General features: G+C 73.0%; 24 protein-coding genes. 10 read left to right on the plus strand and 14 right to left on the minus strand.

All coding sequences use genetic code 11. The features are described from left to right. Positions 1 to 448 precede the first annotated feature (448 nt). From DEU32_RS13905 to DEU32_RS13925, 5 genes are all read left to right on the plus strand, one after another. On the plus strand, positions 449 to 1813 hold the full coding sequence (locus DEU32_RS13905; RefSeq protein WP_114851073.1) for a glycosyltransferase: 1365 nt from the start codon (positions 449 to 451) through the stop codon (positions 1811 to 1813). Positions 1814 to 1818: 5 nt separating this feature from the next. Continuing rightward, positions 1819 to 3768, plus strand: a complete 1950-nt coding sequence (locus DEU32_RS13910; RefSeq protein ID WP_147281479.1) for a right-handed parallel beta-helix repeat-containing protein — start codon at positions 1819 to 1821, stop codon at positions 3766 to 3768. Positions 3769 to 3771: 3 nt separating this feature from the next. Next, entirely contained in the window at positions 3772 to 4902 is a 1131-nt protein-coding gene (locus DEU32_RS13915; RefSeq protein ID WP_114851075.1) for a nitrous oxide reductase family maturation protein NosD, read from the plus strand. Between the two features lie 134 nt (positions 4903 to 5036). Then, positions 5037 to 6467: a UDP-glucose/GDP-mannose dehydrogenase family protein gene (locus DEU32_RS13920; RefSeq protein WP_114851076.1), complete on the plus strand. Its 1431-nt coding sequence runs from the start codon at positions 5037 to 5039 to the stop codon at positions 6465 to 6467. 286 nt (positions 6468 to 6753) lie between these two features. Beyond that, positions 6754 to 7206 carry a hypothetical protein gene (locus DEU32_RS13925; protein ID WP_147281480.1) on the plus strand — a complete coding sequence of 151 codons (453 nt, stop codon included), beginning with the start codon at positions 6754 to 6756 and terminating at the stop codon, positions 7204 to 7206. Between the two features lie 42 nt (positions 7207 to 7248). On the opposite strand, the gene DEU32_RS13930 is transcribed toward DEU32_RS13925, so the two are convergent. Then, complete coding sequence (locus tag DEU32_RS13930; RefSeq protein WP_114851078.1) at positions 7249 to 7932, minus strand: DUF1345 domain-containing protein; 684 nt, start codon at positions 7930 to 7932, stop codon at positions 7249 to 7251. A gap of 90 nt (positions 7933 to 8022) precedes the next feature. Next, a complete protein-coding gene (locus tag DEU32_RS13935) occupies positions 8023 to 8712 on the minus strand; it encodes a tetratricopeptide repeat protein (protein ID WP_114851079.1) in 690 nt (229 codons plus the stop codon). A 131-nt stretch (positions 8713 to 8843) separates the two neighbouring features. Between DEU32_RS13935 and DEU32_RS13940 the strand changes: the two genes are divergently transcribed. After that, a complete protein-coding gene (locus DEU32_RS13940; protein WP_114851080.1) occupies positions 8844 to 9293 on the plus strand; it encodes a hypothetical protein in 450 nt (149 codons plus the stop codon). 66 nt (positions 9294 to 9359) lie between these two features. On the opposite strand, the gene DEU32_RS13945 is transcribed toward DEU32_RS13940, so the two are convergent. Then, positions 9360 to 10241 (minus strand): NAD-dependent epimerase/dehydratase family protein, encoded by an 882-nt coding sequence (locus DEU32_RS13945; RefSeq protein ID WP_114851081.1) that lies wholly within the window; start codon positions 10239 to 10241, stop codon positions 9360 to 9362. Between the two features lie 141 nt (positions 10242 to 10382). On the opposite strand from DEU32_RS13945, the gene DEU32_RS13950 reads away from it, so the two are divergent. Further along, a complete protein-coding gene (locus DEU32_RS13950) occupies positions 10383 to 10961 on the plus strand; it encodes a TetR/AcrR family transcriptional regulator (protein WP_114851082.1) in 579 nt (192 codons plus the stop codon). 143 nt (positions 10962 to 11104) lie between these two features. Here DEU32_RS13950 and DEU32_RS13955 read toward each other — a convergent pair whose 3' ends face one another. Together DEU32_RS13955 and DEU32_RS13960 are read right to left on the minus strand one after the other, a co-directional pair. Beyond that, positions 11105 to 11872 (minus strand): inositol monophosphatase family protein, encoded by a 768-nt coding sequence (locus DEU32_RS13955; protein WP_114851083.1) that lies wholly within the window; start codon positions 11870 to 11872, stop codon positions 11105 to 11107. Continuing rightward, positions 11869 to 12543, minus strand: a complete 675-nt coding sequence (locus DEU32_RS13960) for an NUDIX domain-containing protein (protein WP_058741997.1) — start codon at positions 12541 to 12543, stop codon at positions 11869 to 11871. Before DEU32_RS13960 ends, DEU32_RS13955 begins: the two co-directional genes overlap by 4 nt. A gap of 97 nt (positions 12544 to 12640) precedes the next feature. Here DEU32_RS13960 and DEU32_RS13965 point away from each other — a divergent pair, with 97 nt between their 5' ends. Further along, complete coding sequence (locus DEU32_RS13965; RefSeq protein WP_114851084.1) at positions 12641 to 13198, plus strand: DUF6611 family protein; 558 nt, start codon at positions 12641 to 12643, stop codon at positions 13196 to 13198. 160 nt (positions 13199 to 13358) lie between these two features. Here DEU32_RS13965 and DEU32_RS13970 read toward each other — a convergent pair whose 3' ends face one another. From DEU32_RS13970 to DEU32_RS13990, 6 genes are all read right to left on the minus strand, one after another. After that, positions 13359 to 13988 carry a TetR family transcriptional regulator gene (locus DEU32_RS13970; protein ID WP_181819303.1) on the minus strand — a complete coding sequence of 210 codons (630 nt, stop codon included), beginning with the start codon at positions 13986 to 13988 and terminating at the stop codon, positions 13359 to 13361. A gap of 99 nt (positions 13989 to 14087) precedes the next feature. Continuing rightward, on the minus strand, positions 14088 to 14684 hold the full coding sequence (gene aroQ / locus DEU32_RS17270; protein ID WP_175326510.1) for a gamma subclass chorismate mutase AroQ: 597 nt from the start codon (positions 14682 to 14684) through the stop codon (positions 14088 to 14090). Then, positions 14681 to 14926 (minus strand): hypothetical protein, encoded by a 246-nt coding sequence (locus tag DEU32_RS17275; RefSeq protein WP_181819304.1) that lies wholly within the window; start codon positions 14924 to 14926, stop codon positions 14681 to 14683. The genes aroQ and DEU32_RS17275 overlap by 4 nt, the downstream gene beginning before the upstream one ends. A 225-nt stretch (positions 14927 to 15151) precedes the next feature. Further along, positions 15152 to 16099 carry an acetamidase/formamidase family protein gene (locus DEU32_RS13980; RefSeq protein WP_114851087.1) on the minus strand — a complete coding sequence of 316 codons (948 nt, stop codon included), beginning with the start codon at positions 16097 to 16099 and terminating at the stop codon, positions 15152 to 15154. Next, a complete protein-coding gene (locus tag DEU32_RS13985; protein WP_114851088.1) occupies positions 16096 to 17487 on the minus strand; it encodes an APC family permease in 1392 nt (463 codons plus the stop codon). The genes DEU32_RS13980 and DEU32_RS13985 overlap by 4 nt, the downstream gene beginning before the upstream one ends. A 100-nt stretch (positions 17488 to 17587) precedes the next feature. Next, positions 17588 to 18520, minus strand: coding sequence for a proline iminopeptidase-family hydrolase (locus tag DEU32_RS13990; RefSeq protein WP_254631532.1), 933 nt, complete (start codon positions 18518 to 18520; stop codon positions 17588 to 17590). A gap of 86 nt (positions 18521 to 18606) precedes the next feature. On the opposite strand from DEU32_RS13990, the gene DEU32_RS13995 reads away from it, so the two are divergent. Both DEU32_RS13995 and DEU32_RS14000 read left to right on the plus strand, forming a co-directional pair. Then, entirely contained in the window at positions 18607 to 19341 is a 735-nt protein-coding gene (locus tag DEU32_RS13995; RefSeq protein ID WP_114851090.1) for a FadR/GntR family transcriptional regulator, read from the plus strand. Between the two features lie 10 nt (positions 19342 to 19351). Next, positions 19352 to 20722, plus strand: a complete 1371-nt coding sequence (locus DEU32_RS14000; RefSeq protein WP_114851091.1) for a hypothetical protein — start codon at positions 19352 to 19354, stop codon at positions 20720 to 20722. Between the two features lie 22 nt (positions 20723 to 20744). Here the strand turns inward: DEU32_RS14000 and DEU32_RS14005 are convergent, their stop codons facing one another. The 3 genes from DEU32_RS14005 to DEU32_RS14015 form a co-directional block, all read right to left on the minus strand. Then, positions 20745 to 22325: a Na+/H+ antiporter gene (locus DEU32_RS14005; protein WP_114851092.1), complete on the minus strand. Its 1581-nt coding sequence runs from the start codon at positions 22323 to 22325 to the stop codon at positions 20745 to 20747. Between the two features lie 193 nt (positions 22326 to 22518). After that, positions 22519 to 24099, minus strand: a complete 1581-nt coding sequence (locus DEU32_RS14010) for a UDP-N-acetylglucosamine 1-carboxyvinyltransferase (protein ID WP_258554881.1) — start codon at positions 24097 to 24099, stop codon at positions 22519 to 22521. A 92-nt stretch (positions 24100 to 24191) separates the two neighbouring features. Next, entirely contained in the window at positions 24192 to 25271 is a 1080-nt protein-coding gene (locus DEU32_RS14015; protein ID WP_114851093.1) for a hypothetical protein, read from the minus strand. Positions 25272 to 25375: the final 104 nt, after the last annotated feature.

The following is a 25375-nucleotide window of genomic DNA, read 5'->3' on the forward strand; positions in this document are numbered from 1 at the left end:
GGGGGACGCGGACCTGTCGGACGCGCGGCACGACCGACCGGTCTGAGCCGAGCGCTCGGCTCAGCAGGGACGAGGCGGACGCGCCACGATCCTCCCGTCCGGTGTGAGCTGGGTGTCCACCGGACGTGACCGGTCGGCACCGATCCGCGTCCTGACGGGGTTGCGCGATCCCGCAATGCGGATTCCCCGCGCTTGTGGGGTACGCGGACCCGAGAGTACGTTCAGCGTGACGAGATCACTCAGGGGCGAGTGGTCACCCGTTCCCTCCTGGTCGGTCGTCGTCACCTGTTCCCTCGGTCACGACCGCTGCCGACCCAGCCTCGTCGAGCTCTGCGTCCTCCCGATCGCCGTGCGTCCCGTGCTGCCCGCACGCGGCGCTGCGCCGTGCTGCCCACCCAGCGGCCGACCCGTACCCGACCCGAACACCCGCACGAAGGACCCGAACCTCATGCAACCGCTCGTCCTCCTCGCGTCGCAGACATCGACCCAGGTCGTGCTCGACGACCTCGCAGCCTTCGGGCACGAAGCCCTGAAGTACTTCCCGATCGGCATCGCCGGCATCATCGTCTGGTCGCTCTGGCTGTACCGCGTGGTGCTCTCCGCCCGCGCGAAGCCGGTCGAGAACGGGTTCCGCACGTCCACCTCGGTCGTCGTGCCGTCCTTCCACGAGGACCCCGACATCCTGCTGCGGTGCCTGGAGAGCTGGCGGGAGCAGCACCCGGACGAGATCATCATCGTGCTCGACGTCGCGGACACCGACGCCTACCGGCGGATCGTCGCGATCGGTGACCCGACCGTGAAGCCCGTCCTGTTCCACCACGTCGGCAAGCGCAGCGCGCTCGGTGAGGGGATCCGGCGGGCGAGGTACGACGTGCTCGTGCTCGTCGACTCCGACACCTCGTGGGAGCCGGGGCTGCTCGAGTCCGTGCAGATGCCGTTCGTCGACGAGCGGGTCGGCGGGGTCGGGACGCAGCAGAACGTCTACCAGCGCAACTCGAGCATCTGGCGGATCATCGCCGACTGGCTCGTCAACCTGCGCTACTTCAACTACGTCCCGGCGATGGGTGCCGCTGGAGCCGTCCCGATCCTGTCCGGCCGGACCGCGGCGTACCGCCGGTCTGCCGTGATGCCGGTGCTCGACAACCTCGAGAACGAGTTCTTCCTCGGCCGCCGCTGCATCGCGGGCGACGACGGACGGCTGACCTGGCTGGTCATCGCGTCCGGCTTCAAGACCGTGCACCAGTCGTCGGCCAAGGCGCTGTCCATGTTCCCGGCGAGCGGCAAGGCGTTCTTCAAGCAGCGCATCCGCTGGAGCCGCAACTCCTACCGCACCTACCTCACCGCCATCGCGAAGGGCTGGGTCTGGCGGGTGCCCTTCGTCACGAAGATCACCGTGCTGCAGATCATCCTGACTCCCGTCACCATGGGCATCACGATGTGGTACCTGCTCTTCAGCCGCCTCGAGCTGAGCGCGGTGGGTGTCCTCTTCACCCTCGGCTGGCTGCTCTTCGGCCGTGCCGTCCGCGGGGCCTCGAACCTCAAGCGGCACCCCCTCGACCTCCTCGTGCTCCCGTTGCTCGCCCTCGTGGTGATCGCGGTGGCCCTCCCCATCAAGGTGTACGCGTTCGTGACGATGAACAAGCAGGGCTGGCTCACCCGCCACGCCGACCAGATCGGCGGCGACGGGCAGCAGGCCCGCACGCTCCAGCCGGAGCCCGTCGCCGAGACCCGGCGGCCGACGCCCGGTGTCGTCGTCCAGCCCGGTGCGGTCGCGGCCTCCGCTTCCTCCGACGACCAGGCGGTGGCAGCATGAGCGGGGTGCGCTCCACCATCCTGCGCGGCACGACCGCGCTGGCGATCGGCGCGGGACTCGTCCTGGCCGGCGTGGCCGCCACGCCCGCCGCCACGGCGGCGACCGGCGGGTCCGGCTCGGCGACCGGCGGGTCCGGCTCGGCGGCCACGGCCGCCGGGTCCGCGGCGGTCGGGCGTCCGTACAAGGGCGACCCGGACAAGGAGGCGCGGCTCGTCTCCGCCGAGGACGACCGGATCTACAACGTGCGGGCACTTGCATCGGCGGCCCGCTGGAGCGGGCTCGCGGTCTCGCAGCCGTACCGGCTCGCGACCGGGTCGTCGTACACGCTCGTGCTCGTGGCGCGTGGCGCCCCGTACACGATCGACGACCTCACGCAGCTCGCGCCGTCCACCTTTGTGAAGCAGCCGGACGGCTCGTGGCTCCTCAGCGAGAACATCGTCGTCGAGAACGGCGCGACCCTCCGGCTCGCGAGCCCGGACGGCCTCCGCATCCACATGAAGAGCAACCACGACGGCTTCGTCTCGATCGTGACGCAGGCCGGTGGCCTGCAGGTCGTCGGGTCGGCGAAGTCCCCCGTCGCGATCGACGCGTGGGACCCGCAGGCCGGTGCCGTCGACACGCAGACGTCCGACGGACGGGCGTACGTCCGGGTCCAGGGCGGCACCGCGACGCTGAAGTACGCGTCGTTCTCGCACCTCGGGTTCTGGAGCGGTACGACCGGCGGCGTCTCGCTGACCGGCACCGACCTCACCACGCTCGACCAGGCGTCCGGCGACCAGCAGGGCAAGACGAAGCGGACGACGCAGGACGTCTTCGGCAACGCGATCCTGCCGACCGGGGCGCTGCCGAGCACCGGCGGGAGCTCGGCCAGTGCCGGTGCCTACAGCTACGTCTCGGCGCTCGTGCAGCACGTCGCGTTCGACGGCAACGCCTACGGGCTGTTCCTCACGAGCGCGGACGGCGTCACGATGTCGAACGCCACCGTCGAGCACTCGCTGATCGACGGCCTGGTGCTGCACCGGTACGTGACGAACTCGACCTTCACGTCGGTGCAGTCCACCGACAACGCCATGGACGGCGTGAAGATGACCCGCGCGTCCACGGGCATCGTGTTCAGCCAGGTCAAGGCCACGGACAACGGGCGGAACGGCATCACCCTGAACGGCAGCGGCCTCGCCGACGGTCCGAACTCCGCCGGCATGCCGACCACCACGTACGGCAACAACGCCCTCACCGACAGCACGAGCGCCGACAACGGCCGCTACGGCGTCGAGGTGATCGGCGGGAAGAACGTCCGCATCAGCGGTTCGACCGCCACCGGCAACCAGATGGGCATCGTCGTCCGGCACGACGCCGACGACGTGGTCATCCGGAACAACGTGGTGAAGGACTCGGCGCAGAACGGCATCGCCGTGGTCGACGGTCCGAGCGCGACCGAGGTCTCCGAGAACTCGATCAGCGGCGCCGACATCGGGGTGTACCTGCGCGGTGCCACCACGTCGTCCGTGACGAACAACACCGTCACCGACGCGCGGATGCACGGCGTCACGACGGTCGGCGCCGCCGACGGCACGCAGATCGAGAACAACACCGTCCGCGGATCCGGGCCGAGCGCCATCGACCTGGCCCGCTCCGACGGTGCCGCCCAGCAGGGCAACACCACGGTGGAGTGGCACTCGACCAAGCCCTTCCTGGTGACCCTGCGCGCGATCTTCCAGCCGCTCACCGTGCTCTGGACGGTGCTCCTGCTCGTCGTGCTCATCGCGGCGATCGGCGGGATCCGTCGACGCCGCCGGGCCGGTCGCCGCGAGCACCCGTACGCCAAGCTCGCGCCGTTGTCGAGCTTCACCCGCGGCGCGGTCGACCCGGTCTCGCTCGGTCTGCCCCCGGCGCCGACGGCCCGGGGCTCGCACGCCGCCGACCCGGGCGGCGCGGCGCCGCAGACGGCGAGCTGACCGATGACGACACCCCTGCGGAGGTTCCGGTCCCACCTGGTCGTGGGTGCCGTCGGTCTGGTCGTCGGCGCGGTCGTGGTCGGCGGGATCTGGGTCGCGGCGAGCACGCCCGACGCGCCGCGTGCCGCCACCACGACCCGCCCGTCGGAGCGGAGCACTGCTCCGACGCCGGCACCCTCCCGGTCGGCACCGTCGACTGCCCCGACCACGGCGCCGGACGCCGAGCAGACGGAACTGTCCTGCTCGGCCGACGCGACGACGAGGGTCTCGTCCACGAAGGCGCTCGAGGCGGCGCTGTCGAAGGCGACCGCCGGCCAGGTCATCGCGATGTCACCGGGCACGTACACGGGCAACTTCACCGGCAGTGCCGCGGGGACCGCCGCGCAGCCGATCACCCTGTGCGGCCCGACCGACGCCGTGCTCGACGGTGGCAGCACCGACAAGGGCTACGTCCTGCACCTCGACGGGGCGTCGTACTGGCGGCTCGCCGGCTTCACGGTGCAGAACGGGCAGAAGGGCGTCATGTTCGACGACGTCCAGCACACCACCGTCGACGGGATCACCGTGACCGACATCGGCGACGAGGGCATCCACCTGCGCGCCGGCAGCAGTGACAACACGGTGAGCGGCAGCTCGGTCACGAAGACCGGACTCCGGAAGCCGCAGTTCGGCGAGGGCATCTACGTCGGGTCCTCGAAGAGCAACTGGTGCAAGGTCTCGGACTGCCAGGAGGACCGGAGCGACCGCAACGTCGTCACCGGGAACACGATCTCCGACACCGCCGCCGAGAACGTCGACATCAAGGAGGGCACCACCGGCGGGACGCTGTCCGACAACTCCTTCGACGGCGTCGGCATGCAGGGCGAGAACCACGCCGACTCGTGGGTCGACGTCAAGGGCAACGGTTGGACCGTGACGGGCAACCGTGGCGTCGACTCGCCCCTCGACGGGTTCCAGACGCACGAGCTGCTGGCCGGCTGGGGGACCGACAACACCTTCACCGACAACACCGTCGACCTCGGCAACAGCTCCGGGGTGGCGTTCGCCCTCCGGCCCGTCGAGGGCAACACCGTCTCCTGCGACAACACCGTCGTGGGGTCGAACGAGCTGAGCACCACGCGCTGCACGGGCTGACCCGCCCACCCAGCGCCCTGCGCCCCGGCACGCACCGTGCCCCGTCGCGCCCTCCGTCGCGCCTCCGGGCGGTCCCCAGCGGCCGTCCGCCCCACCGAACCGTCCCCGCTCCCGCCCCCGAAAGCGAGTCCACCATGTCCGTCCCCGTGACCCCGTTCCCGACGCGGGACCTCCCGCCCGTCGCCCAGCAGCCGCGCCTCACCGTCATCGGCACCGGCTACCTCGGCGCCACCCACGCCGTCTCGATGGCCGTCCTCGGCTACGAGGTGCTCGGCGTCGACGTCGACCCGGCGAAGGTCGACGCACTCGTCGCTGGCCGGGTCCCGTTCCACGAGCCGGGTCTGCCCGAGAAGCTCGCCGAGGCGCTCGCGTCCGGGCGGCTCCGGTTCTCCTCCTCGATGCAGGAGGCCGCCGAGTTCGGCGACGTGCACTTCGTCTGCGTCGGGACCCCGCAGCAGCGCGGCTCGAACGCCGCGGACCTGACCTACGTCGACGGCGCGTTCCGCGAGCTCGCGAGCCACATCACCCGCCGGGCACTCGTCGTCGGCAAGTCGACCGTGCCCGTCGGCACCGCCGCCCGGCTCGCCGCCCTCGTCCGCGAGGTCGCCCCCGCCGGCGCCGACGTCGAGGTCGCGTGGAACCCCGAGTTCCTCCGCGAGGGCTACGCCGTCCAGGACACGCTGCACCCGGACCGCCTGGTGTTCGGCGTGGAGTCGCCGTGGGCCGAGGCGCAGCTCCGCGCCGCCTTCCGCCCGGTGCTCGACGAGGGCACGCCACTCGTCGTCGCAGACCTGCCGACGTCCGAGCTCGTCAAGGTCGCGGCGAACTCGTTCCTCGCCACGAAGATCTCGTTCATCAACGCGATGGCCGAGATCTGCGAGGCGACCGGCGCCGACGTCAGCCTGCTCGCGAGCGCGCTGTCGCACGACACCCGGATCGGCGGCCGGTTCCTCAAGCCGGGCCTCGGGTTCGGCGGCGGCTGCCTGCCGAAGGACATCCGGGCGTTCTCGGCCCGCGCGGACGAGCTCGGCGTCGGCCAGGCCGTGCGCTTCCTCGACGAGGTCGACGCGATCAACCTCCGTCGCCGGCAACGCACCGTGGACCTCGTGGCGGAGCTCGTCGACGGCGACCTGGCCGGCAAGAAGATCGCGGCGCTCGGTGCGGCGTTCAAGCCGAACTCGGACGACATCCGGGACGCCCCGGCGCTCGACGTCGCCCGGATGCTCCGCGATGCGGGGGCGATCGTCACGGTGTACGACCCCGAGGCGATGGCGAACGCCGCCCGGGTCCGCCCCGAGCTCCGGTACGCGCCGTCGCTGACCGCCGCCGTCGTCGACGCGGACGTCGTCGTGCTGCTCACCGAGTGGCAGCAGTTCCGCGACGCCGATCCCGAGGGCCTCGGGGCTCTCGTGCGAACCCGGCGGATCGTCGACGGCCGGCACGCGCTCGACGCCGATCGGTACCGCGCCGCGGGCTGGGAGTACCGGGCGCTCGGCCGCCCGGTCGCGTCACGCACGGTCGAGATCTCCGTCGACGAGCAGGACGAGCTCCAGCGCTCCGCCTGACGGACGCCCGCCGAGGACGGCGCCGACCGGTCCGACACCGGATCCGAGCGGCGCCGGACCGGGGGCGAGAGGACTCCCCGGTGGGGGTACCACCGGGGAGCGGGCACCCGTCCGCGCGACGGGGGCGTCCACGGGGACGACGGCATCGGGTTCGCCGTTCGTCCCCGTGCGGCCCGCCCGACCGCCCGCGCCGGTGCTCGTGATCGCCCGCCCGCCCGCGACGCACGCGCGCGCCGCCCCCGCGCGTCGCGACCGGGCCAGTGCCCCGGACCCGTCAGCATGGACCGTGCCCACACCGCAGCAGATCCGCCGGGGGACCCTCCTCGGCGCGGCCGCCATCGCCGTCGTCGGGGTCGTCGCAGCGACCGCCCCGTCCTGGTCGACCACCTCCGTCGCGGTCCCGCCGCGCTCCGCGTCCGCCCGCACCGTCGCGGAGACGTTCTGGCGAGCGGCCGAGCACCGCGACTGCGCCACCATGCGAGCACTGTCCGACCCGGACGACACGACCTGGTGCGTCTCCTGGTGGGACACGCTCACCGGCCAGGACCCGCACCTGCTCGGGCACGGCCGGTTCAGCGAACCGACCACCCAGCCCGACGACGGGACGGGGGAGACGTCCGTCCGGTTCACCGTCGACGTGCGGAACGTCGCCGGGATGCCCGACGGGGCGAACGAGTGGGGGTTGTTCCTCCGCCAGACCGCGGACGGGTGGCGGGTCAGCGAGGAAGGCGTCGTCTGAGCAACGGCAACGCCCCTCGACACGCCGCCGCGCCCGTGCCCGTCAGCTCCCGAGCCCGGCGACCAGGTTGACGACGCTCGCGATCACCACCGTGCCGAAGAAGAACGACAGCAGCGCGTGCCGCAGCGTCGTCACGCGGACCGCGCTCGAGGTGATCGACGTGTCGGACACCTGGTACGTCATCCCCACCGTGACCGCGAAGTACGCGAAGTCCGAGTACCGCGGCGGCTCGTCCTGGTTGAACGAGATCCCGCCAGGCGTGCCGCTGTAGTACAGCTCGGCGTACCGGAGGGTGAAGAGCGTCTGCACGAGCAGCCACGACAGGAAGACGCTCACGACGCCGAGCGCGGCCGCGAGGTCCTGCGCCGTCCCGTGCAGCCCCCGCGCCGTGCTCAGCACGACGAGCAGTGCGACGACGCTCGCCGCCGAGGCACCGACGAGCAGCAGGTCCGACACCGTCCGGCGCGGGTCCTCGCGGTCGGCCAGCCGCGCGGTGCGCTCCGCGTCGGCCCGCAGGAGCGGGAAGGCGGTCACCACGTACGACGCGCACGCCGCCGCCCACCCGACCGAGGCGGCCCACCGCGGCCCGACCGTCAGCCCGGTCACCACCGCCACGACGACCCCGACGACCACCATGAGCACGAGCCGGTTCCGGTAGCGACGGGACCGCCCGACTCGCGGGACGGGGGTCGGCTGCGGTGCCGACGGAGCGGCGGGCGTGGTCATCCGCCCAGGTTCCCGGTCGCCGCCGTCAGTGCGCCGGGACCGGGCCGCCGCGCCGCTGAGGGAGCGCGCAGGTGCGCGTCGTCGGAGCGGTCACGATACCGCGGAGTGGACCGCCGCCACGCCGGAGATGACCGCCGCCACGACCAGGACGAACGCGACCGCGCCCCACAGCACGGCTCGGCGCAGGTGACCGCCACCCGCGGCGACCAGGCCCTTCGCCGTGGCGGACACGACACCCGCGAGCGCGGTGGCCACAGCGGTCCAGCGCGCAGCAGCCACCGCCGGCCCGTCGACCAGTGCGGTGACCCACGAGACCCCCGCGCCCACGACCAGGACGACGACCGTGGTCGCCACCAGCGCTTCCGCGATGTCCTCGGCACGGTCGGCCTCCTGGGCTGACTCGAGGTGGCGCCGGAACGCCGCCTCGAACCTGCTCCGGTACCGCTCGATGTCCGGGAAGAGCTCGATGACCTCGTCGGGCCACTCGCCTTCGGGCAGGACGAGGAACCGTGCGAGGTCGTCCTCGTGGACGCGGGCGCCGGCGATCAGGCGCGCTGCCCGGTCCCGCTCCACGGCGGTCGTCCACGCGGGCAGCGCCAGCCCCCACCGCCCTGCCTGGTCCGGCGCCGCGATCGACCGGTAGTACTCGGCGAGCTGCAGCCGGACGCGTCGGTCTGTCGGCTCGGCGCGCATGTGGGCGCGGAGGAGCGCGAGCGCCTCGGCCCGGTTCCCCCGAGACCAGAGCGCGTCCGCGCGCGCAGCGACCGTCGTGCTGTCCACGGAACCATCCTGGCGGACGGGATCCGCGGCCTGGTCCGCAGCGGTGCCTCCCGACCGGGGGTGGCCGCGGCCGCTGCCGGACGGGAGGGCAGCGACGCTAGCATCGTGACCACCACCGGGAAGGAGCGGCGATGCGGGCGAGGCGGATCCGGTCGAAGGCGGCACTGGTGGGGGGCGGCGTGGTGCTCTACTTGGTGCTCGGCGCAGGTCTGCACCTGCTGCGTGTTCCCCTCGTGGCGGTGGTCGTCATCCGGAACGTCGTCGTGCTCGTGATGCTCACCGCCGGAGGGAGGATCTTCCGGGGCGCGCGCGAGGGCGTCGGCCCGCGCCCGTGGTGGAAGATGACCGCCGGACCTGCATGGAGCGGAGCGCTCTTCGTCACCTTCGCGCTGTTCGCCGTCATCTGTCTCGGTTCGTTCCTCCGTGTCTGGGCGGGGTCGTCGCGAGTGGATCGGTTCCTGGTCGGGAGCGCGGCGGAGGAGACGGCTGCCGTCGCTGTGCTGTACGGCGTGAGCTTCTTCGCGTTCCTCTGGACGCGACGTCGACGTCAGGTGGGGGAGCCGGACCGCAGGACTGCGTGAGTCGTCGGAGCGGTCACCGGACCGGACGGGAGGCACGTGGCGGCGCCGCCACGTGCCTCCCGTCCGTCACGGGGTGACGTTCTCGAGGTCCGCCAGCAGGCTCGGGTGGGTGGGCTGCCAACCGAGCGCACGCTGGGTCGCCGCCCCGGAGGCGGGCTGGTCCGTCGCGAAGATCGGAGCGAACGGGCCGAAGGTGTCGTCCGGGACGGCGGCGACCGGCAGGCCGAGGCGGCGGCCGATGACCTCGGCGAGGTCGCGGACGCGGTCGCTCTCGTCGGCGACGGCGTGCCAGGTGGAGCCGGCCGGCGCGTCCTCGAGCGCGAGGCGGAGCAGCGCGGCGGCGTCGCGGGCGTGCACCGCCGGCCAGCGCTGGTCGCCGGTGCCGGGGTAGCCGGCGGTGCCCGATGCCCGCGCGGTCTCGGTGAGGATGCCCGCGAAGCCGCCCGCGCCGTCGGCGTGCACGGTGCGGGGGAGTCGCACCGCCGAGACCCGGACCCCGCGGTCGGCCAGGTCCAGGGCGGCGAGGACCGTTCGGGCCCGCCCAGCGACCGGGCCGTCGAGGGGGAGCGGGTCGGTCTCGAGCGCGAGCCGGCCCGGGACCCACGGCGTCCCCGAGACGACGACGAGCGGCTTGCCGGTGTCGACGAGTGCCTCGCCGAGGGTGCGGACCGCGGCGGACTCCTCCGCGATGGCCTGCTCGAGGCCCTCCGCCGTGCCGAAGTCGTTCGCGAACGCCAGGCTGACGACCCCGTCGGCGGCGTCGGCAGCGGCCCGGAGGACGTCGAGGTCGGCGATGCTCCCGCGCACCGTCTCGGCGCCCTGGGCGGCCAGCGCCTCGGCGGAGCGGTCGGAGCGGGCGAGGGCGGTGACGGTGTGGCCCGCCGAGCGGAGTTCGGCGATCACGGCGGTGCCGATCGTGCCGGTGCCGCCGGTGACGAAGACGTGCATGGTGTGCTCCTGTCTGGTCCGCCGAGTGACGGGACCGTGGTGCCATCACGCTAGGACCGTGACGGGACCGTTGTCCCGTCGATGCGCGAATCGGATGGGACAAGAGTCCCGTCAGTGGTCGTCGGGCCGTAGGATCGGCGCATGGCGAGGTGGGAACCCGGTGCACGGGAGCGGTTGGTGCTGGCCGCGGTCGACCTGTTCTCCGAGCAGGGGTACGACGACACGACCGTGACCGAGATCGCCGAGCGCGCCGGGGTGACGAAGAGCACCTTCTTCCGGCACTTCCCGGACAAGCGGGAGCTGCTCGTCGCCGGGCAGGAGACGCTCAGCCGACTGCTCGCAGAAGGGATCGCGGACGCGCCGGACGGGGCGACACCGCTCGAGGCCGTCGCGAACGGGGTGGAGCGGGCCTCGGCCGAGATGGGCCCGGTGAACCGGGAGCTCGGGCCCAGGCTCCGTGCGGCGGTGGCCGCGAGTGCGGAGCTGCGCGAGCGGGACGCCCTGAAGAGCGTCGGCCTGGCCGCGGCGATGACCGACGCGCTGCTCGCGCGCGGGGTCGACGCGGTACGGGCGCGGCTCGCGAGCGAGATGGGCGTGCTCGCCTTCACACAGGGGTTCGAGCGGTGGTCGGGGCGGGGCGTCGCGGACGACGAGCCGCTCGCGGTGCAGACCCTGGCGGTCCTGCGCGAGCTGCGGGAGGCGGCGGCGGCGCTGCGCTGAGCCGTGCGGTGCGGTGTTGTGTTGTGCGGGGCGGTGTGGTGGTCTCCGCACAACCGGAAGCACGCCGCGCCCGGGACTTCCGTGGCGCGGCGCGCTTCTGGTTGTTCGGCAGCAGAGCGCGCCGCCGCGCGCCGCCGACCCCGCTAGGCGCTGCCCGCGCGCAGCAGCGCGGCGGCCTCGCGCACCGCGGTCGGAGCCCCCGCCAGGTGCCAGTCTTGCCCGTGCGCCCGCACGACCTCGGCCGCGCCGCCAGCACCCTCGACGAGCGCCCGGCCCGGCAGCCAGTCCCAGTCGGCGCAGTCCGTCTGCACCCAGAGCGCCGTTCGCCCGGCGGCGACGTCCGCCAGGTCGCACGACCCCGAGCCGCTGATCCGGATCGTCGCGGCGGCGCCGAGCAGGGCGAAGAGCGGCGCGGTCGCACGCTCCCGCAGGTGCGAGGCGTTGAGGAACGTCGCGACGGCCCCGGACCCGAGCGGGACGTCGGGGATCGCCGGTACGGGGACGCCGTCGCACGTGGTCATGCCCGCGCTGGCGACCCACGTCTCGTCGGGCAGGAGTCGTCGCACGGCACCGAGCACGAGTTCGCCGTCCACCTCGAGCGACACCGCGCTGCACCAGGCAGGCAGCCCGGCGACGTAGTTGTACGTGCCGTCGATCGGGTCGACGGTCCAGCGGCGGCCGTTCGCCGGGTCGTCGTGGGCACCCTCCTCGCCGGTGACGCCGTCCCCTGGACGCTGCTCGGCGAGCATGCCGTGCACGAGGTCCTCGGCGGCGCGGTCGGCCGCGGTCACCAGGTCGGCGGCCGAGGTCTTCCGCTCGGCCCGGGTGCCCGACGCCCGCATCTCCGCGGCGAGCGCGGCGGCCCGCGACACGAGGGCGACGGCGAGGTCGCGGTCCTGGTCCGGGTTCATCGACCCGCTCCGGTCCCGACCAGCCCGTGGAGTGCCGCCCACTGCAGCAGCAGGATCGTCTTGCCGTCGACGATGCGACCGTCGTCGAGCATCGCGAGCGCCTCGTCGCCGGGGACCTCGAGCACCTCGATCTCCTCGCCCTCGTCGGCGACCCCGCCGCCGGCGTCGACCCGGTCCGCCGCGGAGTACGGCGCCGCGTAGCAGTGCACCCGCTCGGTGACGGAGCCCGGGCTCATGTACGCGTCGACGACGTGGGTCAACGAGCCGAGCCGGACGCCGAGCTCCTCGTGCGCCTCGCGACGGACCGCGGTCTCGGGGTCGTCGGCGTCGAGCAGGCCGGCGGCGACCTCGACGAGCATGCCGTCCGGGTGCTCGTTGACGTAGGCGGGCCAGCGGAACTGCCGGGTCAGCAGGACGGTGCCGCGCTCCGGGTCGTACGGGAGCACCGCCGCACCGTTGCCGCGGTCGTAGGTCTCGCGCTGCTGCGTCGTCCACGAGCCGTCCCGCCCGCGGACGTCGAACGTCGTCCGGCGGAGCACGTGCCAGCCGTCCGAGGTCACCTCGACGTCCCGGACGACCACGTCCGGGTTGCGGTCGAGGTCTCGGCCGACCCGGTCGAGACCGGTCCTGCCCCTGCTGTCCGGTTCGGTGGCCCCACGCGTCGTCGTCACGCCACGACGCTAGCGGACCGCACGGACCCGATCCCGCCGCGTGAGGGATCCGTCAGTACTCGGCCCACCGCACGTCCCCGGGGCGAGGCTCCTGGACGTGGACAGCAACACCGACCGACCGGCGACCGGCAGCCGCCGCCACGCCCCGGGCCGCCGCGCGCGGAGCCTGCAGGGCGAGCACCTCTGGGGCCGCTACACCGTGCAGCCCGTCACCCGGGCCCTGTGGAGTGCCCGCACCCTCGAGGTCTACCCGCCCGGCACGAACGCGACCGAGCTCCTGTTCCTCCGCGCCTGGCACGCCTGGCGCCTCGGTGGTCCGCTCGCCGCTGCCGTGCTGCTCCTGGTGCTGCACGACCGTCCGTTCGTCGCCGTCGGGCTCGCCGTGACGCTGAACGTCGTCGGGTTCCTCGTCCTCGCCCGGGCCACCCGTCGCACCCGCCCGGCCGTCCGGACCCTGACCGTCACGACCTTCCACGGCAACGGCCGCCCCGAGGAGCACGGTGACCGCCGGCTCTTCGACGGGTCGCTCGACGCGCTCACCGTGCTCGAGCGGGCGCACCGGCAGGACCGCGTCGGACGGGTCGAGTTCGAGCTCGTCTGGGGTGACGTCTGGGACGCGATCCCCGCGACCCCGGGGCGCGGGGTGCGGTCGTGACCACCGTCCTGACGCGACCGACCCTCCCGACCGCACCGGAGCAGGAGGACGACGGCACCGTGGTCCTCGGCTACGACTGATCGACCGTCGGTCCCGGGACCCACCGGACGGGAGGCACGGTGCCGGCCCGCCCCGCGCCTCCCGTCCGACGGTGGTGCCGTCAGGCGGGGCCGCGTGTGGTCGCGTCGGCGACGGAGGCGACCCGTACGTCGGCGTCGGCGATGCCGAAGGAGACGAGCAGGGGGACCCAGAGCGCGCGGAGGCGGGCGACGAGGTCGTCCGGCGTCGTCGTCGCGGCCGACGTGACGAGCCCGAAGGTCGCCTCGAGGAGCAGGTCCTCGGCGCGGTCGGGCAGCGCCGGGGCGTCCGCGGGCCGGGCGGCGTCGAGCTGCTCGCGGATGAAGTCGGCCCAGACGAAGCCGCGGGGGACCTCGACGTCGGTGTGGAGGAGCTCGCGGAGCAGGCGGACGGCACCGCCCGCCGCGGGGCGTTCGCGGGTCTCGAGCGCGGTGTCGAGCAGCACGCAGGTCAGCCGCTCGACCCCGGCCGGCTCGTCGGCGGCGGCAGCGGCCGTCTCGACCCAGCGGACCTGCTGTTCCTCGATCACGGCGACCGCGAGTGCGTGCTTCGACGGGAACAGGTGGTACCCGATCGCGGACTTGGGGCGTCCCATGGCCTCGGCGATGCGGGCGAAGCTCGTGGCCTCGTAGCCGTAGCGGGCGAACTGGGCCCCCGCCGCGGCGACGATCGCTCCACGTGACGCCGCCATCGCTGCCTGTCGTCGGTTCACGGTCCTCCTGGTCGGTGCCGGGCCGTCGGGTCGACCCGGCACCACTCTAGGAGCCATGTCCGCGGCGGGGCGGCACCGGCGTCGCCGTCGGCCCTGGCGTCAGTCGTCGCAGAAGCTCGACCACGCGACGTGCAGGCCCTTGCGCTGCAGCGAGTCGAGGCCGGATTCGACCCGGTGTCGCTCGGCGTCGACGGCGTGGGCGCAGCGCGGCGCCGCGGCGATCGGCGCGACCGCCGCGAGTCGGTCGACCAGGTCGTCGTCGATCTGCGTGATCTGCGTGCGGACGGCGGTCAGGTCGGGCGCGGTCGTCGGGGCGGACCACGGCTCGTGGGTCCACCGTGTGAAGAGTCCGCGCTGCACGAGCTTGCTCGCCGCGATCTGGTCGCGGAGCACCCGGGTCACGAGGTCCGGGTCGACGCCCTCGGCTCGGGCCCGGGCGACGCCCGCGTCGACGACGGCCTGCTCGCGGGCCGGGTCCGCGATCGGCTTCCCGCTCAGCCACTTGCTCTCCGCGACGGGCTCGGCCAGGGCGAGTCGGCTGACGACGAGGTCACCGACGCCCGAGAGCCGCCCGGCATCGGTGCCGGCGGTGGTGGTCGTGTCGGCCGCAGCCGGTGCGGCGATCGCGGGCTGCGCTGCGACGAGGCCGGAGCCGACGACCGTGGCGATCAGGCTCAGCAGCACGGCGGTCGTCATCGCGGTCCGTCGTCCAGCGGTGCGGGTGTGGCGTTCCATGGGTGTTCCGTCTCCTCGTCGTCCAGGAAGCGGATCGTCACGTCCTCCGTCCGACGGTGGATCGCCCGGCGCAGGGGCTCCACCACGAGTTCGCTCCACGTCGGGTAGACCTCGACGTGGTCGACGTCGGACGCGCACGAGCACGGTTCGACCACGGGCACGTCGAGTCCGGGGTAGACCGTGGTGACCTGGTGCAGCACCATGCCGCCGCTCCTTCCTTTCGCCAGACGATCGTCTGACGACAGGAAGGTACCGCCGTGGTCGGCCCCGGCGCGATGAGGGTGCGCTCAGCCCGCGGTCCAGTGCGCCGGGCGGAGCGTGGTGCGGCGTGCCGCCGCACAACGCGGAGCACTCCGCGCCACGGCGAACCATGGCGCGGAGTGCTTCCCGTTGTGCGGAGCGCAGTCGGCCGGGCCGCCCGCCGCGGCTCAGCCCGCGACGACGCCGCCCAGCACCGCCTTCGGCACCCGGTGCAGCGTCACGGCACCCGCCGCGGCGAACGGGTGCAGCGGGTCCGGGTCGCCGGACCCCGTCGGCCCGCCGAGCTTCGAGTCGCCCACGGCGCTGAGCACCGCGTACGCGTCCTCGGCGCTCCACCCGTGCTCGTCGACCAGGAACGCGAACGCGTCCTCGTACCCGCGACGGACGCTCTCCTGCACCGGGTCGCCGAGCCCGACGAACAGCCACTCCTCGGGCGTCTCGATGCGCGGTGCCCGGAGCACGGGGCCGCCCTGCAGCAGGTCGACGGAGACGATCGCGGTGCCCTGGGCCTCGATCGCGACGAAGGACGACTCGCCCTCCGCCATGATCGCGTGCACGTCCCCGATCGACAGGAGCGCGCCGGGCACCCGCACGGGCAGGTACACGGTGGAGCCGGGGCGGGCCTCGGTCACGTCCATGTTTCCGCCCTCGGCGTACGCGGGCATGATCGTCGAGTTCGTGCCCTCGGCCGGGGCCACCCCGATGCAGCCGATCATCGGCCGGACCGGGAACGCGTGTCGGTCCGTCACGCGCACGACGCCGTCCTCGATCGGGCAGCGGCGCGCGAAGACGCCCTCGGGCATGACGTGCTGGAGCGCCCCGGACCCGGGGAGCGAGACCGACCAGCCGTGCGTCGTCAGCTCGATGTCGCGGATGTGCACGGCCAGGGTGTCGCCCGGCATCGCGCCCTCGACGTACACCGGGCCGGTCACCGGGTTGATCGGTGCCTGCAGCTGGGCCAGGTCGTGGTGCCGGTCGAGTTCGGCGTACACGGCGTCGGTCGTCTCGAAGCCGATCGTCTCGCCGGTGCCCGGGGTGATGCGGAGCACGGGCTCGCGTGCCGGGTCGAACCCGGGGACGCCGAGGGTGTTCGGCAGGTGGTGGTCGGGGGTCATGCGTGGTCTCCTTCCGAGCCGACCTCGGTCGACCGTCCCGTCGCACGGTAGTAGAGGAACACGATTGCACCGACGACCAGCCACACGATGCCGCCGACCTTGGCCTCGACCGCGGCGTTGAGCAGCACGTACCCGATGATCAGGAAGCCGATGAGCGGCACGACCAGGTGCAGCAGCCAGTTGCGCGACTTCCCCTTCACGACGTGGTGCACGAACACCGACACGTGCAGGAGCATGAAGCCGAACAGGGCACCGAAGTTGACCAGGGACGAGATCGTGTCGATCTGCCCGACGAAGAACAGCACGAGGATCGCGGACAGCACCGAGACGACGATGATCGCGTTCTGTGGGACCTGTCGGCCGTTCAGCTTGTGCAGGAACGCGGGGAGCTGCCGGTCGCGGCTCATCGAGAAGAGCAGGCGGCTCGTGGCGGCCTGCGCGGCCATGGCGTTGGCGATGCCGACGGCCAGGACGTTCACCGCGAAGAACGCCGTCGCCCACCCGCTCGACGAGGCCTGTTCGACGATCGAGAAGAAGGCGTTGCCGACCTCGCTGTCCGGGAACGCGTCCCGGCCGGCGGCCAGCGCGGAGGCGAGCCAGGTCTGCAGGACGAACAGGAACGCGACGATCACGAGCGCCAGGATCATCGCGAGGCCGGCGCCCCCGCGGCGGCCGGTGGACTCCTCGGACAGGGTCGAGATGCCGTCGAAGCCGAGGAAGCTCAGCACCGCGATGGACAGGGCGCTCGCGATGAGCGGCGCGGAGACCTTCGCCGGGTCCCACACCTGGTCGGTCGAGAACGAGGCTCCGGGCACGGTGCCGCCGGTGAGGGCGACGATCGCGATGACGACGAAGATCGCGACGAACACGAGCTCGATGAGCAGGAAGATGCGGTTCGCGAGCTTGAGCGACGAGACGCCGAGCAGGTTGATGACGGTGTTGATCGCGACGAAGAGCAGCGCCCACAGCCAGCGGGGCGTGCCCGGGAAGATCCCGACCATGCTCTCCGCGGCGAACACGTAGAGCAGCGTCGGGACGAGTAGGTAGTCGAGCAGGATCGCCCAGCCGGCGAAGAACCCGGCGGTGGGGTGGATGCCGCGGCCGACGTACGAGAACACGCTGCCCGCGAGCGGGATGGACTTCGCCATCTGCGCGTACGCGAGCGCCGTGAAGATCATCGCCACGAGGCCGACGAGGTAGACGAGCGGCACCATGCCGCTCGACGCGTTGTAGACGGTGCCGAAGATCGCCCACGGGGCGATCGGCACCATGAAGACGAGCCCGTAGACGAGCAGGTCGGTGGTGGACACGGAGCGCTTGAGCTCCTGCTTGTAGCCGTAGGCCTCGAGCTGCTGCTGTGGGGAGAGCTCGCTGTGCTGCTGCGACATGACGGTTCCGTTCGGGGAGACGGTGCGTGGGTGGGGGGAGCCGGACGGGAGGATCGTGGCGGGGTGGTGCCGCGCCTCCCGTCCGGTGTGGGGTCGCGACCTAGGAGGTGGGCCGGTCCGCGACGGTGGGGTGGTCGTCGTGCGTCGCCGCGAACGCGGCGACGACGCGGCGGAACTCCTCCGGCTGCTCCAGGTGCGTGCAGTGGCTGGCGCCGGGGAAGACGTGCTGGCGGACGTCGGCGATGCGCTCGGCGAAGGGCTGCCAGGTGGCGGGGGTGGCCTCGTCGTGCTCGCCGGCGACGACCAGGGTGGGGACGGCGACCCGGTCGAGCCGGTCGACGATCGTCCAGTCGCGCATGGTGCCGATGACGTGGAACTCGTTCGGGCCGTTCATCGTGTGGTAGACCGTCGGCTCCTGTTCCATCTGGGTCTCGGAGTCGACGAAGTCCTGCGGCATGGGGACGACGCGGCAGACGTGGCGCTCGTAGAAGACCTGCGTCGCGGCGAGGTACTCGGGGTCGTCGACCGTGCCGGCCTGCTCGTGCCGGGTCAGGGCGTCCTGGACGTCGTCGGGCAGCTGCGCGCGGAGCTCGGCGGCGCCGTCGACCCAGAGCTGCATCGACGCGGGTGAGTTGCAGATCATCAGGCTGCGCAGGTGTGCCGGCCGCCGGACGGCGATCTCGGCGCCGAGCATCCCGCCCCACGACTGCCCGAGCACGTGGTGGTCGCCGAGGTCCAGGTGCTCGACGAGCGCGGCGTACTCGTCGACGAAGAGCTGCGGGACCCAGGTGTCGACGGGGGCGTCGGGGCGGTGGGAGCTCCGCCCGCAGCCGAACTGGTCGTGGTGGACGACGGTCCGACCGGTCTCGTCGGCCAGCGCCGCGAGGTTCCTGAGGTAGTCGTGGGCCATGCCAGGGCCGCCGTGCAGCACGACGAGCGGCAGCGCACCGGGGGTCGGGGAGTCGGGTTCGCTGACGCGGTACCAGGTGTGGCCGTCGCGGAACGGCATCGTGCCTTCGGTGATGCGGGACATGCCGCTCAGCATGGCTCCCGTAAAGGTCTGCTGCAAGACCTTTTCCGGTCCTTTAACGTGGACGAAACAGGACAGGAGGGGCCGACGTGGCGGAACGCGCGCCGGAGAGCCGGGTCGACGAGGTCGAGGACCGGCTCGTCACCGCGGTCGCCGTCGGGGAGTACCTGCCCGGGTCCCGGCTGCCGCCGGAGCGCGAGCTGACCGGCCTGCTCGGGGTCGGGCGGGTCACCGTCCGGGCCGCCCTCGCGCGCCTGGTGGACCGGGGGCTCCTCGAGACCCGGCGCGGTCGGGGCGGCGGGACGTTCGTCCGCACGCAGTGGCCGGACTCGTCGTCCGAGGCGGTCGGGCGGACGATGACCGCGCGGTGGGCCGGCATCCGTGAGACCGCCGACGCGATCGCACTGCTGCACGGGGCCCTCGCCACGGCGGCCGCCGAGCGGATCGCCGACGACGAGCGCGGGGCGCTCCGCGCTCGGCTCGAGGACTTCCGGGTCGCGGAGTCCGGGCTCGCGAAGCAGCAGGCGGACGCCGTGCTGCACCGGACGATCATCGACGCGGCACGGAACGACGTGCTCGCTGCGACCCTGGCCGGGCTCGAGTCGCAGGTGTCGATCGCGGCGCCCGCGCACCTCTGGGGGACCGCGGAGGGCATGGCCGAGATGGAGGCCCGGGCGCTCCGGGAGCACGAGGCGCTCGTCGACGCCGTGTGCGACGGGGCGACGGTGACGGCCGGGCAGATCGCGCGGCGGCACGTCGGGATCGACCTGGAGCTGCTCGAGCGGGCGGTGCTGCGGGCGGGGCAGGTGCCGACGGCCGACTAGCGTCGGCTGCATGCGACAGCGCGACCACGTGCACACCGGAGCCGACCCGCTCGTTCCGCTCGACGTCGTCACGGTCGGCGAGCACTCGATCGTGCCGGACGTGTCCCGGCCCGTGGCAGCGGTCGTCCGCCGGCGCGGTGGGCGCGGTGCCGTCCGCTGGCTGACCTGGCCGGACGCGCTGCTGCCGGAGCGGGCGATCGAGGAAGCCACCGCCTGGCCGACCTCGACGGGTGTCTGGGTCGTGTACCGTTCGGACGGCATCGACGACGAGACCCGCACCGCGGTGTTCGTGGGCCCGGGCGGCGTCGGGACATCGGTCGATCTCGGACACCGTTCGCCGATCGGTGCGGACGCGACCGGACTGTGGGTGGGCGATCCGCGGGACGCCTCGGACTGGACACACGCGTTCGGAGGGGACGGGACGGCCGGGGTGCCCGATGTCGACGACGTGTCCCTGGACTGGGCCGACACAGGTCCCTTCTGGCCCGACCCGGCGACGTGGACCCAGCCCGGGCCCGGCGAGGACGAGGACGGCTCCGGCGGTCCGTTCACCATCTCGGGCGTCGCGGACGAGGAGTGGACCATCGGGATCGACGACGTTCCGGACCCGGAGGCGTCGCAGTGCGACGGCGACCCGCGGTCCCTCCCGCCGGTTCGGACGGGACCCACCGACGTCGAACGGATCGGGCCGGACGGGACGCGTCACGCGGTCCACGTCGACCACTTTGTGGACCGGGTGGTGCTCGACGGGGACGACCTGACCCTGCGGTTCCACCGGACCGGCCCGCGCAGTGACCCGGACGCGGGGCCGTTCTCCAGCCCCGTGTACGAACCGGAGACCGTGACCGTCGACGTCTCGTCCGGCCTGCCCGACACCGTCCGGACGGAGGAGCTCCAGGCGCTCCCGGCGACACCGGAGGACGACGACGAGTGGGAGCGGGAAGTCGTGGCCCGGGAACGGCGCCGTGCGCGGTGGACGGACCGTCTCGACCTCGCGGGTGTCCCGGGCGCCGACTGGTCCCGCACCGACCCGGGAGGGACCGTCGTCGAGCGGCAGGTCGCTCGGCTCCGCGCGCAGTTCACGGGTCTCGACCGCCCGGTGCTGTCCTGGTCGCGGGACACCGACGGGCCGATGCGTCGGCGGAGCGACTACCGGGACGTCGAGGTCACGGTCGAGGGGGACTGGCCGGAGACGGTGGTCGTCGTGGCGTTCGAGCACACGTCGGTGCCGTTCCTCCGGCTCCGTCGTCGGTACCGGGTCCACGACGACACCGGGCGTCCGCGCGACTGGGGGTACGCGACGGTGCACCTCGACGAGGACATCGGCAGCGGGCACATCCCGCCGCGGAGCGCCGCCGTCGACGGGGTGCTCGACATCTGACCCGCGCCGGGGCCGACGCGGGTCAGGGTGGGGTCGAGCCCTCGAGCCGCGCCTCCTCGGCGTCGTAGCCCGCGCGGACCTGGCGGAGCACCAGGTCGTCGATCTCGTCGGCGTCGCGGAGCCGGAGGAGGGTCGCCGCCTTGTGCCGCACGAGGGCGAGCTCGAGCGCGACGGCGGAGTCGTGGCGCTGCAGGGCCGGGTGGTCCTCGTCCTCCTCGGCGCGGGCCTCGATGACGTCCAGGTGTGCCTCGTAGTCCTTCCGGATCCGCGCCACCGTCGCACGGTCGGCGCCGGCGGACCGCGCGAGCCGGGGGAGTGCGTCGAGCGCCTCCTCGATCGCCGTGCGCTCGGCGTGCCGACGCTCCTCGCCGACCGACTCGTCCTCCGGCAGGGCCGCCCGACGGAGCACCGCCGGCAGGACGAGCGCCTGGCCGACGATCGTCAGGACGACCACGCCCGCCGTGACGAACACGATGAGGTCCCGCTCTGGGAACGCGGCCCCGGACTCGAGCGTGCGGGGGACGGCGACCGCCATCGCGAGCGACACCGCGCCCCGGAACCCGGCGAAGCCGCTCACGAGCCGGTCGCGGCGGTCCTCGCGGGGCTCCCCGCCGAAGCGCCGGGTGACGAGCCAGACCGTTCCACCGATCGTGCCCTCGAACGCGAAGCGCACGAGGACCAGCACGACCGAGACCGCGACCACGAGCCCGACGCCGCTCCAGAGTTCACGGGCGTCGAGCTCCCGCGCGGCCACCATGGCCTCGATGCCGACGAGCACGAACAGGGCGCCGTTCAGCAGGTACGTCAGGAAGGACCAGAACGCGCGGACCTGCTGCCGGGTCTCGGCGCGGTCGAGCTTCGGGGCGACCTGGCTCACCACGATGCCGGCCGCGACGACCGCGAGCACGCCCGAGGCGCCGATCGCCTCGGCACCGAGGAACGCCGCGAACGGGACGAGCAGCGTGACGAGGTTCTCGAGCACCACGGTGTCCACCCGACGCAGCACGAGCGAACCGAGCCACGCCGCGAGGAGCCCGGCCGCGACGCCGCCGACGGAGGAGAGCACGAGCATCCACGAGACGCTCCAGAACGTCAGCTGCTGGGTGCCCACGGTCACGGCGACCGCGATGCCGTAGACCACCAGGGTCGTGCCGTCGTTGACCAGGCTCTCGGCGCGGAGCACCGTGACGTTCCGGCGGGGAAGCATCTTGGTCAGGACGCCCACCGCCGTGGCGTCGGTCGGGGCGACCGCCGCGCCGAGGACCCACGCCGGCCCCCACGGCATGCCGAGCAGGTGCAGGAGCGTGGCGACGACCCCGGCCGTCACGACGACGAGCACGGTGCCCATCAGGACGATCCCGCGGAGGTTCTTCCGGATCTCCCGGAGCGAGGTCGTCAGGCTCTCCCAGTACAGCAGCGCCGGCAGGAACAGCAGGAGCACGGCGTCCGCGGGGAGCTCCACCGTCCCGAAGGTCGGCACGAACGCGAGCAGGGCACCGATCACGAGCAGGAGCACCGGCGGCGCGACGCGGATGCGGTCGGCGACGGCAGCCGTCACGGCGATGGCGAGGCCGAGGGCGACCACCAGTTCAGGACCGAGCACGTGTCTCCTCGAGGTTCGTCCGACCTGTCAGTCAACGCCCGAGGTGCTGCGGGTCCTTCCCGATCCGCGTTCCGGGCGCACGACGGCCTCGCCGAGCAGGTCGCTCTCGCAAGACGCAACGTGGGCGGTTCCTCGCAGCGGAGTACCGCCGTGAGGAACCGCCCACGTTGCGTCCCGCGAAGAGGGAGGAGGGTCAGTCGTGGAACGTCTCGATGGACGCGCCGAGCGAGTTGAGGCGCTCCTGCAGCTGCTCGTACCCGCGGGCGATGATGCCCACGTTGCGGAGGACGCTCTCGCCCTTCGCCGCGAGCATCGCCAGCAGGATCACCACCGCGGGACGGAGGGCCGGTGGGCAGCTGACCTCGGCACCGGAGAAGTGCGTCGGGCCGGTGACGTCGAGCCGGTGTGGGTCGCGCAGGGTCACGCTGGCGCCGAGCCGGGTGAGGTCGAGCAGGTGGATCGCCCGGCCCTCGTAGACCCAGTCGTGCACGAGGGTCGTGCCCTCAGCCATCGCCGCGATCACGACGAAGAACGGCAGGTTGTCGATGTTCAGGCCGGGGAACGGCATCGCGTGGATCTTGTCGATCGGCGCGCGCAGCTCCGAGGGGTGGACCGTGATGTCGACGAGGCGGGTCCGACCGTTCGCGGCCGAGTACTCCTCGCTGACGTCGAAGCGCAGGCCCATCTCGGCCAGGGTCGCGAGCTCGATCTCCAGGAACTCGATCGGCGCGCGCGTCACGGTCAGGGTCGAGGACGTGACGATGCCGGCGGTCAACAGGCTCATCGCCTCGACCGGGTCCTCGCTGGGCCAGTAGTCCACGACCTCGTCGATCCGGCTCTTGCCCGTGATCCTGAGCGTCGTCGTGCCGATGCCCTCGACCTGCACCCCGAGGAGCTCGAGGAAGAAGCAGAGGTCCTGCACCATGTAGTTCGGGCTGGCGTTCCGGATCGTCGTGACGCCGTCGCGGGCGGCAGCGGCGAGGATCGCGTTCTCGGTCACGGTGTCGCCGCGTTCGGTCAGGACGACGGAGTGCGCGGGGACGTCCTGGTTCGCGACGCCGACCTCGTACCAGCCGGACGTCGCCTCGACGTCGACGCCGAAGGGGCGCAGCGCGATGAGGTGCGGCTCGACGGTCCGAGTGCCGAGGTCGCAGCCGCCGGCGTAGGGGAGTCGGAACGACCCGTACCGACCGCTCAGCGGGCCGAGGAACATCAGCACGCTGCGGGTGCGGCGCGCGGCGTCCGCGTCGATCGCGTCGAGGTGCAGGTCCGACGGCGCGACGATCTCCAGGATCTCGCCGTCGGGCGACCAGGTGACGGTCGCGCCGAGGCTGCGGAGCACGTCGATGATGCGATCGACCTCGACGATGCGCGCGACCCGGTGCAGCCGCGTCACGCCACGGTTCAGCAGCGAAGCGCAGAGCAGCGCGACGGCCGCGTTCTTGCTCGAGTTCACCGCGATCGAGCCGCTGAGCTTCCGTCCGCCCTGCACCCGCAGGTGCGAGCGCTGCGGTGCGCCGCCGATCGAGACGATCTGCTGGTCGAGCGCCTCGCTGATGCGCGTGAGCATCTCGAGGGACAGGTTCTGGCCACCCTGCTCGATCCGGTTGATCGCGCTCTGGCTGGTCCCGACGCGCTCGGCGAGCTGCGACTGGGTCATGCTGCGTCCCTTGCGGGCGCCGCGGATGAGCGCACCCACCTCGCGCAGGGGCGCGGTGGCCGCTGCGGGAGCGGCCGGGTCGGCGGGCGTGACGACGGTGGTGGTGTCGGACATGGGCGCCACGCTAACACGGTCATGAGATAAAACAGGGGACATCACGAGGCTGATTCGCAGGAACCGATCGGGAATAACTCGTCCATGAGAACTCAGGCGGTGACCCAGCCGTCGTGCTCGCGGTCGAACTCCCACCGGCTCGCCGGTCCGGGCATCGGTTGGGGGTCGCGCAGCCACACCGCCTGGTCCGGTGTCCACCCGGCGATGACGCTCGCGGTCCGGTCGTCGACCTGGACGGCCACACCCGAGGCGCGCAACCAGCCGCGCAGCGTCAGGTGCACGGCGTCGAAGTGGTCCGCCACCGCGTTCCAGTCCGGGACGACCCAGGCACCCTGGCGCCCCGTGGCGCGCCCCCAGTCGTGCTGCCGGGTCGTGCCGGTGACGTCGATCGGGAACCGACGGCAGAGCACTGCCCAGTCGTCCGCGTCGTCGACCTCGAAGACACGCGCGGCCGGGTCGACCTCGACGGCGGCGACGTCCGCGCGTTCCCAGCCCGTGTGGTCCTCGACCGCCCAGAGCGCCAGGGGACCGCGGTCGCCGACCCGGTGCGTCGTCGTCCGGAGCGCGGACGGCGGAGTGGTCCACCACTCTCCGGAATCCGCCGAGCCTGCCTCGCTGAGCTGCTCGTCGAGCAGTGCCCGGTGCGCATCCCGCAGCGCCACGGTCGCCGACGGGGGACGGACCGGATCCGGGTACTCCGCTGCCCACGGTCGCTCCGGTTCGACCGTCCACCACCGCGGATCGCTCGGGGCGGTGAACACCGTGCGGACTGCTGCCGTCGCGCTGACCGCTCGGACGGCCCGAGCGGTCGTCTCCTCCGGGACCGCGTCCGCGAGGAGCGCGTCCTGCTCGTCCGGCGCCTGCCACCACATGGCGGAGTCGGCGGTCCGGGCCAGTGCGCGCAGCACGTCGTCGACCGAGGCGGCGTCGACGTGTGCAGCGTCGAGCAGGGCGTCGTGGGCCCGTGCGACCTCGTGCGCGGACGGTTCGGGTGCCGGCTGGTCCGAACCCGGCCCGAACAGGACGACCCCTGCCCCGCGTCGTCGCGCCAGGTGGTACTCGGCCCAGAACAGCGTGCTGTCGCCCTCCTGCGGGTGGCCGGTCGCCCGGACGAGTTCCCAGCAGAAGCGGCGGCCACGCGGGCCGGCCAGCAGATCGGACTCGATGGTCACGGCGCCAGGCTAACGAGGTCCGGCGCCCCGCCGATAGCCACCGGTGCAGGACCACGGACGGGCCTGCATCCCGCCCCACGGACGGCGGCGGGACGATCGAGAAC

It is taken from the genome of Curtobacterium sp. AG1037 (genome assembly GCF_003349855.1).
In the GTDB taxonomy this organism is placed as follows: Bacteria; Actinomycetota; Actinomycetes; order Actinomycetales; family Microbacteriaceae; genus Curtobacterium; species Curtobacterium citreum.

What these genes read in the sequence shown, in the direction of transcription:
- DEU32_RS13985 (WP_114851088.1), bottom strand. Translation starts at nt 17,487, where the DNA reads ATGTCGCAGCAGCACAGCGAGCTCTCCCCACAGCAGCAGCTCGAGGCC.
- DEU32_RS13950 (WP_114851082.1), top strand. Translation starts at nt 10,383, where the DNA reads ATGGCGAGGTGGGAACCCGGTGCACGGGAGCGGTTGGTGCTGGCCGCG.
- DEU32_RS13980 (WP_114851087.1), bottom strand. Translation starts at nt 16,099, where the DNA reads ATGACCCCCGACCACCACCTGCCGAACACCCTCGGCGTCCCCGGGTTC.
- DEU32_RS13920 (WP_114851076.1), top strand. Translation starts at nt 5,037, where the DNA reads ATGTCCGTCCCCGTGACCCCGTTCCCGACGCGGGACCTCCCGCCCGTC.
- DEU32_RS14010 (WP_258554881.1), bottom strand. Translation starts at nt 24,099, where the DNA reads ATGTCCGACACCACCACCGTCGTCACGCCCGCCGACCCGGCCGCTCCC.
- DEU32_RS13930 (WP_114851078.1), bottom strand. Translation starts at nt 7,932, where the DNA reads ATGACCACGCCCGCCGCTCCGTCGGCACCGCAGCCGACCCCCGTCCCG.
- DEU32_RS13955 (WP_114851083.1), bottom strand. Translation starts at nt 11,872, where the DNA reads ATGAACCCGGACCAGGACCGCGACCTCGCCGTCGCCCTCGTGTCGCGG.
- DEU32_RS13940 (WP_114851080.1), top strand. Translation starts at nt 8,844, where the DNA reads ATGCGGGCGAGGCGGATCCGGTCGAAGGCGGCACTGGTGGGGGGCGGC.
- DEU32_RS13915 (WP_114851075.1), top strand. Translation starts at nt 3,772, where the DNA reads ATGACGACACCCCTGCGGAGGTTCCGGTCCCACCTGGTCGTGGGTGCC.
- aroQ (WP_175326510.1), bottom strand. Translation starts at nt 14,684, where the DNA reads ATGACGACCGCCGTGCTGCTGAGCCTGATCGCCACGGTCGTCGGCTCC.
- DEU32_RS17275 (WP_181819304.1), bottom strand. Translation starts at nt 14,926, where the DNA reads ATGGTGCTGCACCAGGTCACCACGGTCTACCCCGGACTCGACGTGCCC.
- DEU32_RS14000 (WP_114851091.1), top strand. Translation starts at nt 19,352, where the DNA reads ATGCGACAGCGCGACCACGTGCACACCGGAGCCGACCCGCTCGTTCCG.
- DEU32_RS13945 (WP_114851081.1), bottom strand. Translation starts at nt 10,241, where the DNA reads ATGCACGTCTTCGTCACCGGCGGCACCGGCACGATCGGCACCGCCGTG.
- DEU32_RS13990 (WP_254631532.1), bottom strand. Translation starts at nt 18,520, where the DNA reads ATGTCCCGCATCACCGAAGGCACGATGCCGTTCCGCGACGGCCACACC.
- DEU32_RS13905 (WP_114851073.1), top strand. Translation starts at nt 449, where the DNA reads ATGCAACCGCTCGTCCTCCTCGCGTCGCAGACATCGACCCAGGTCGTG.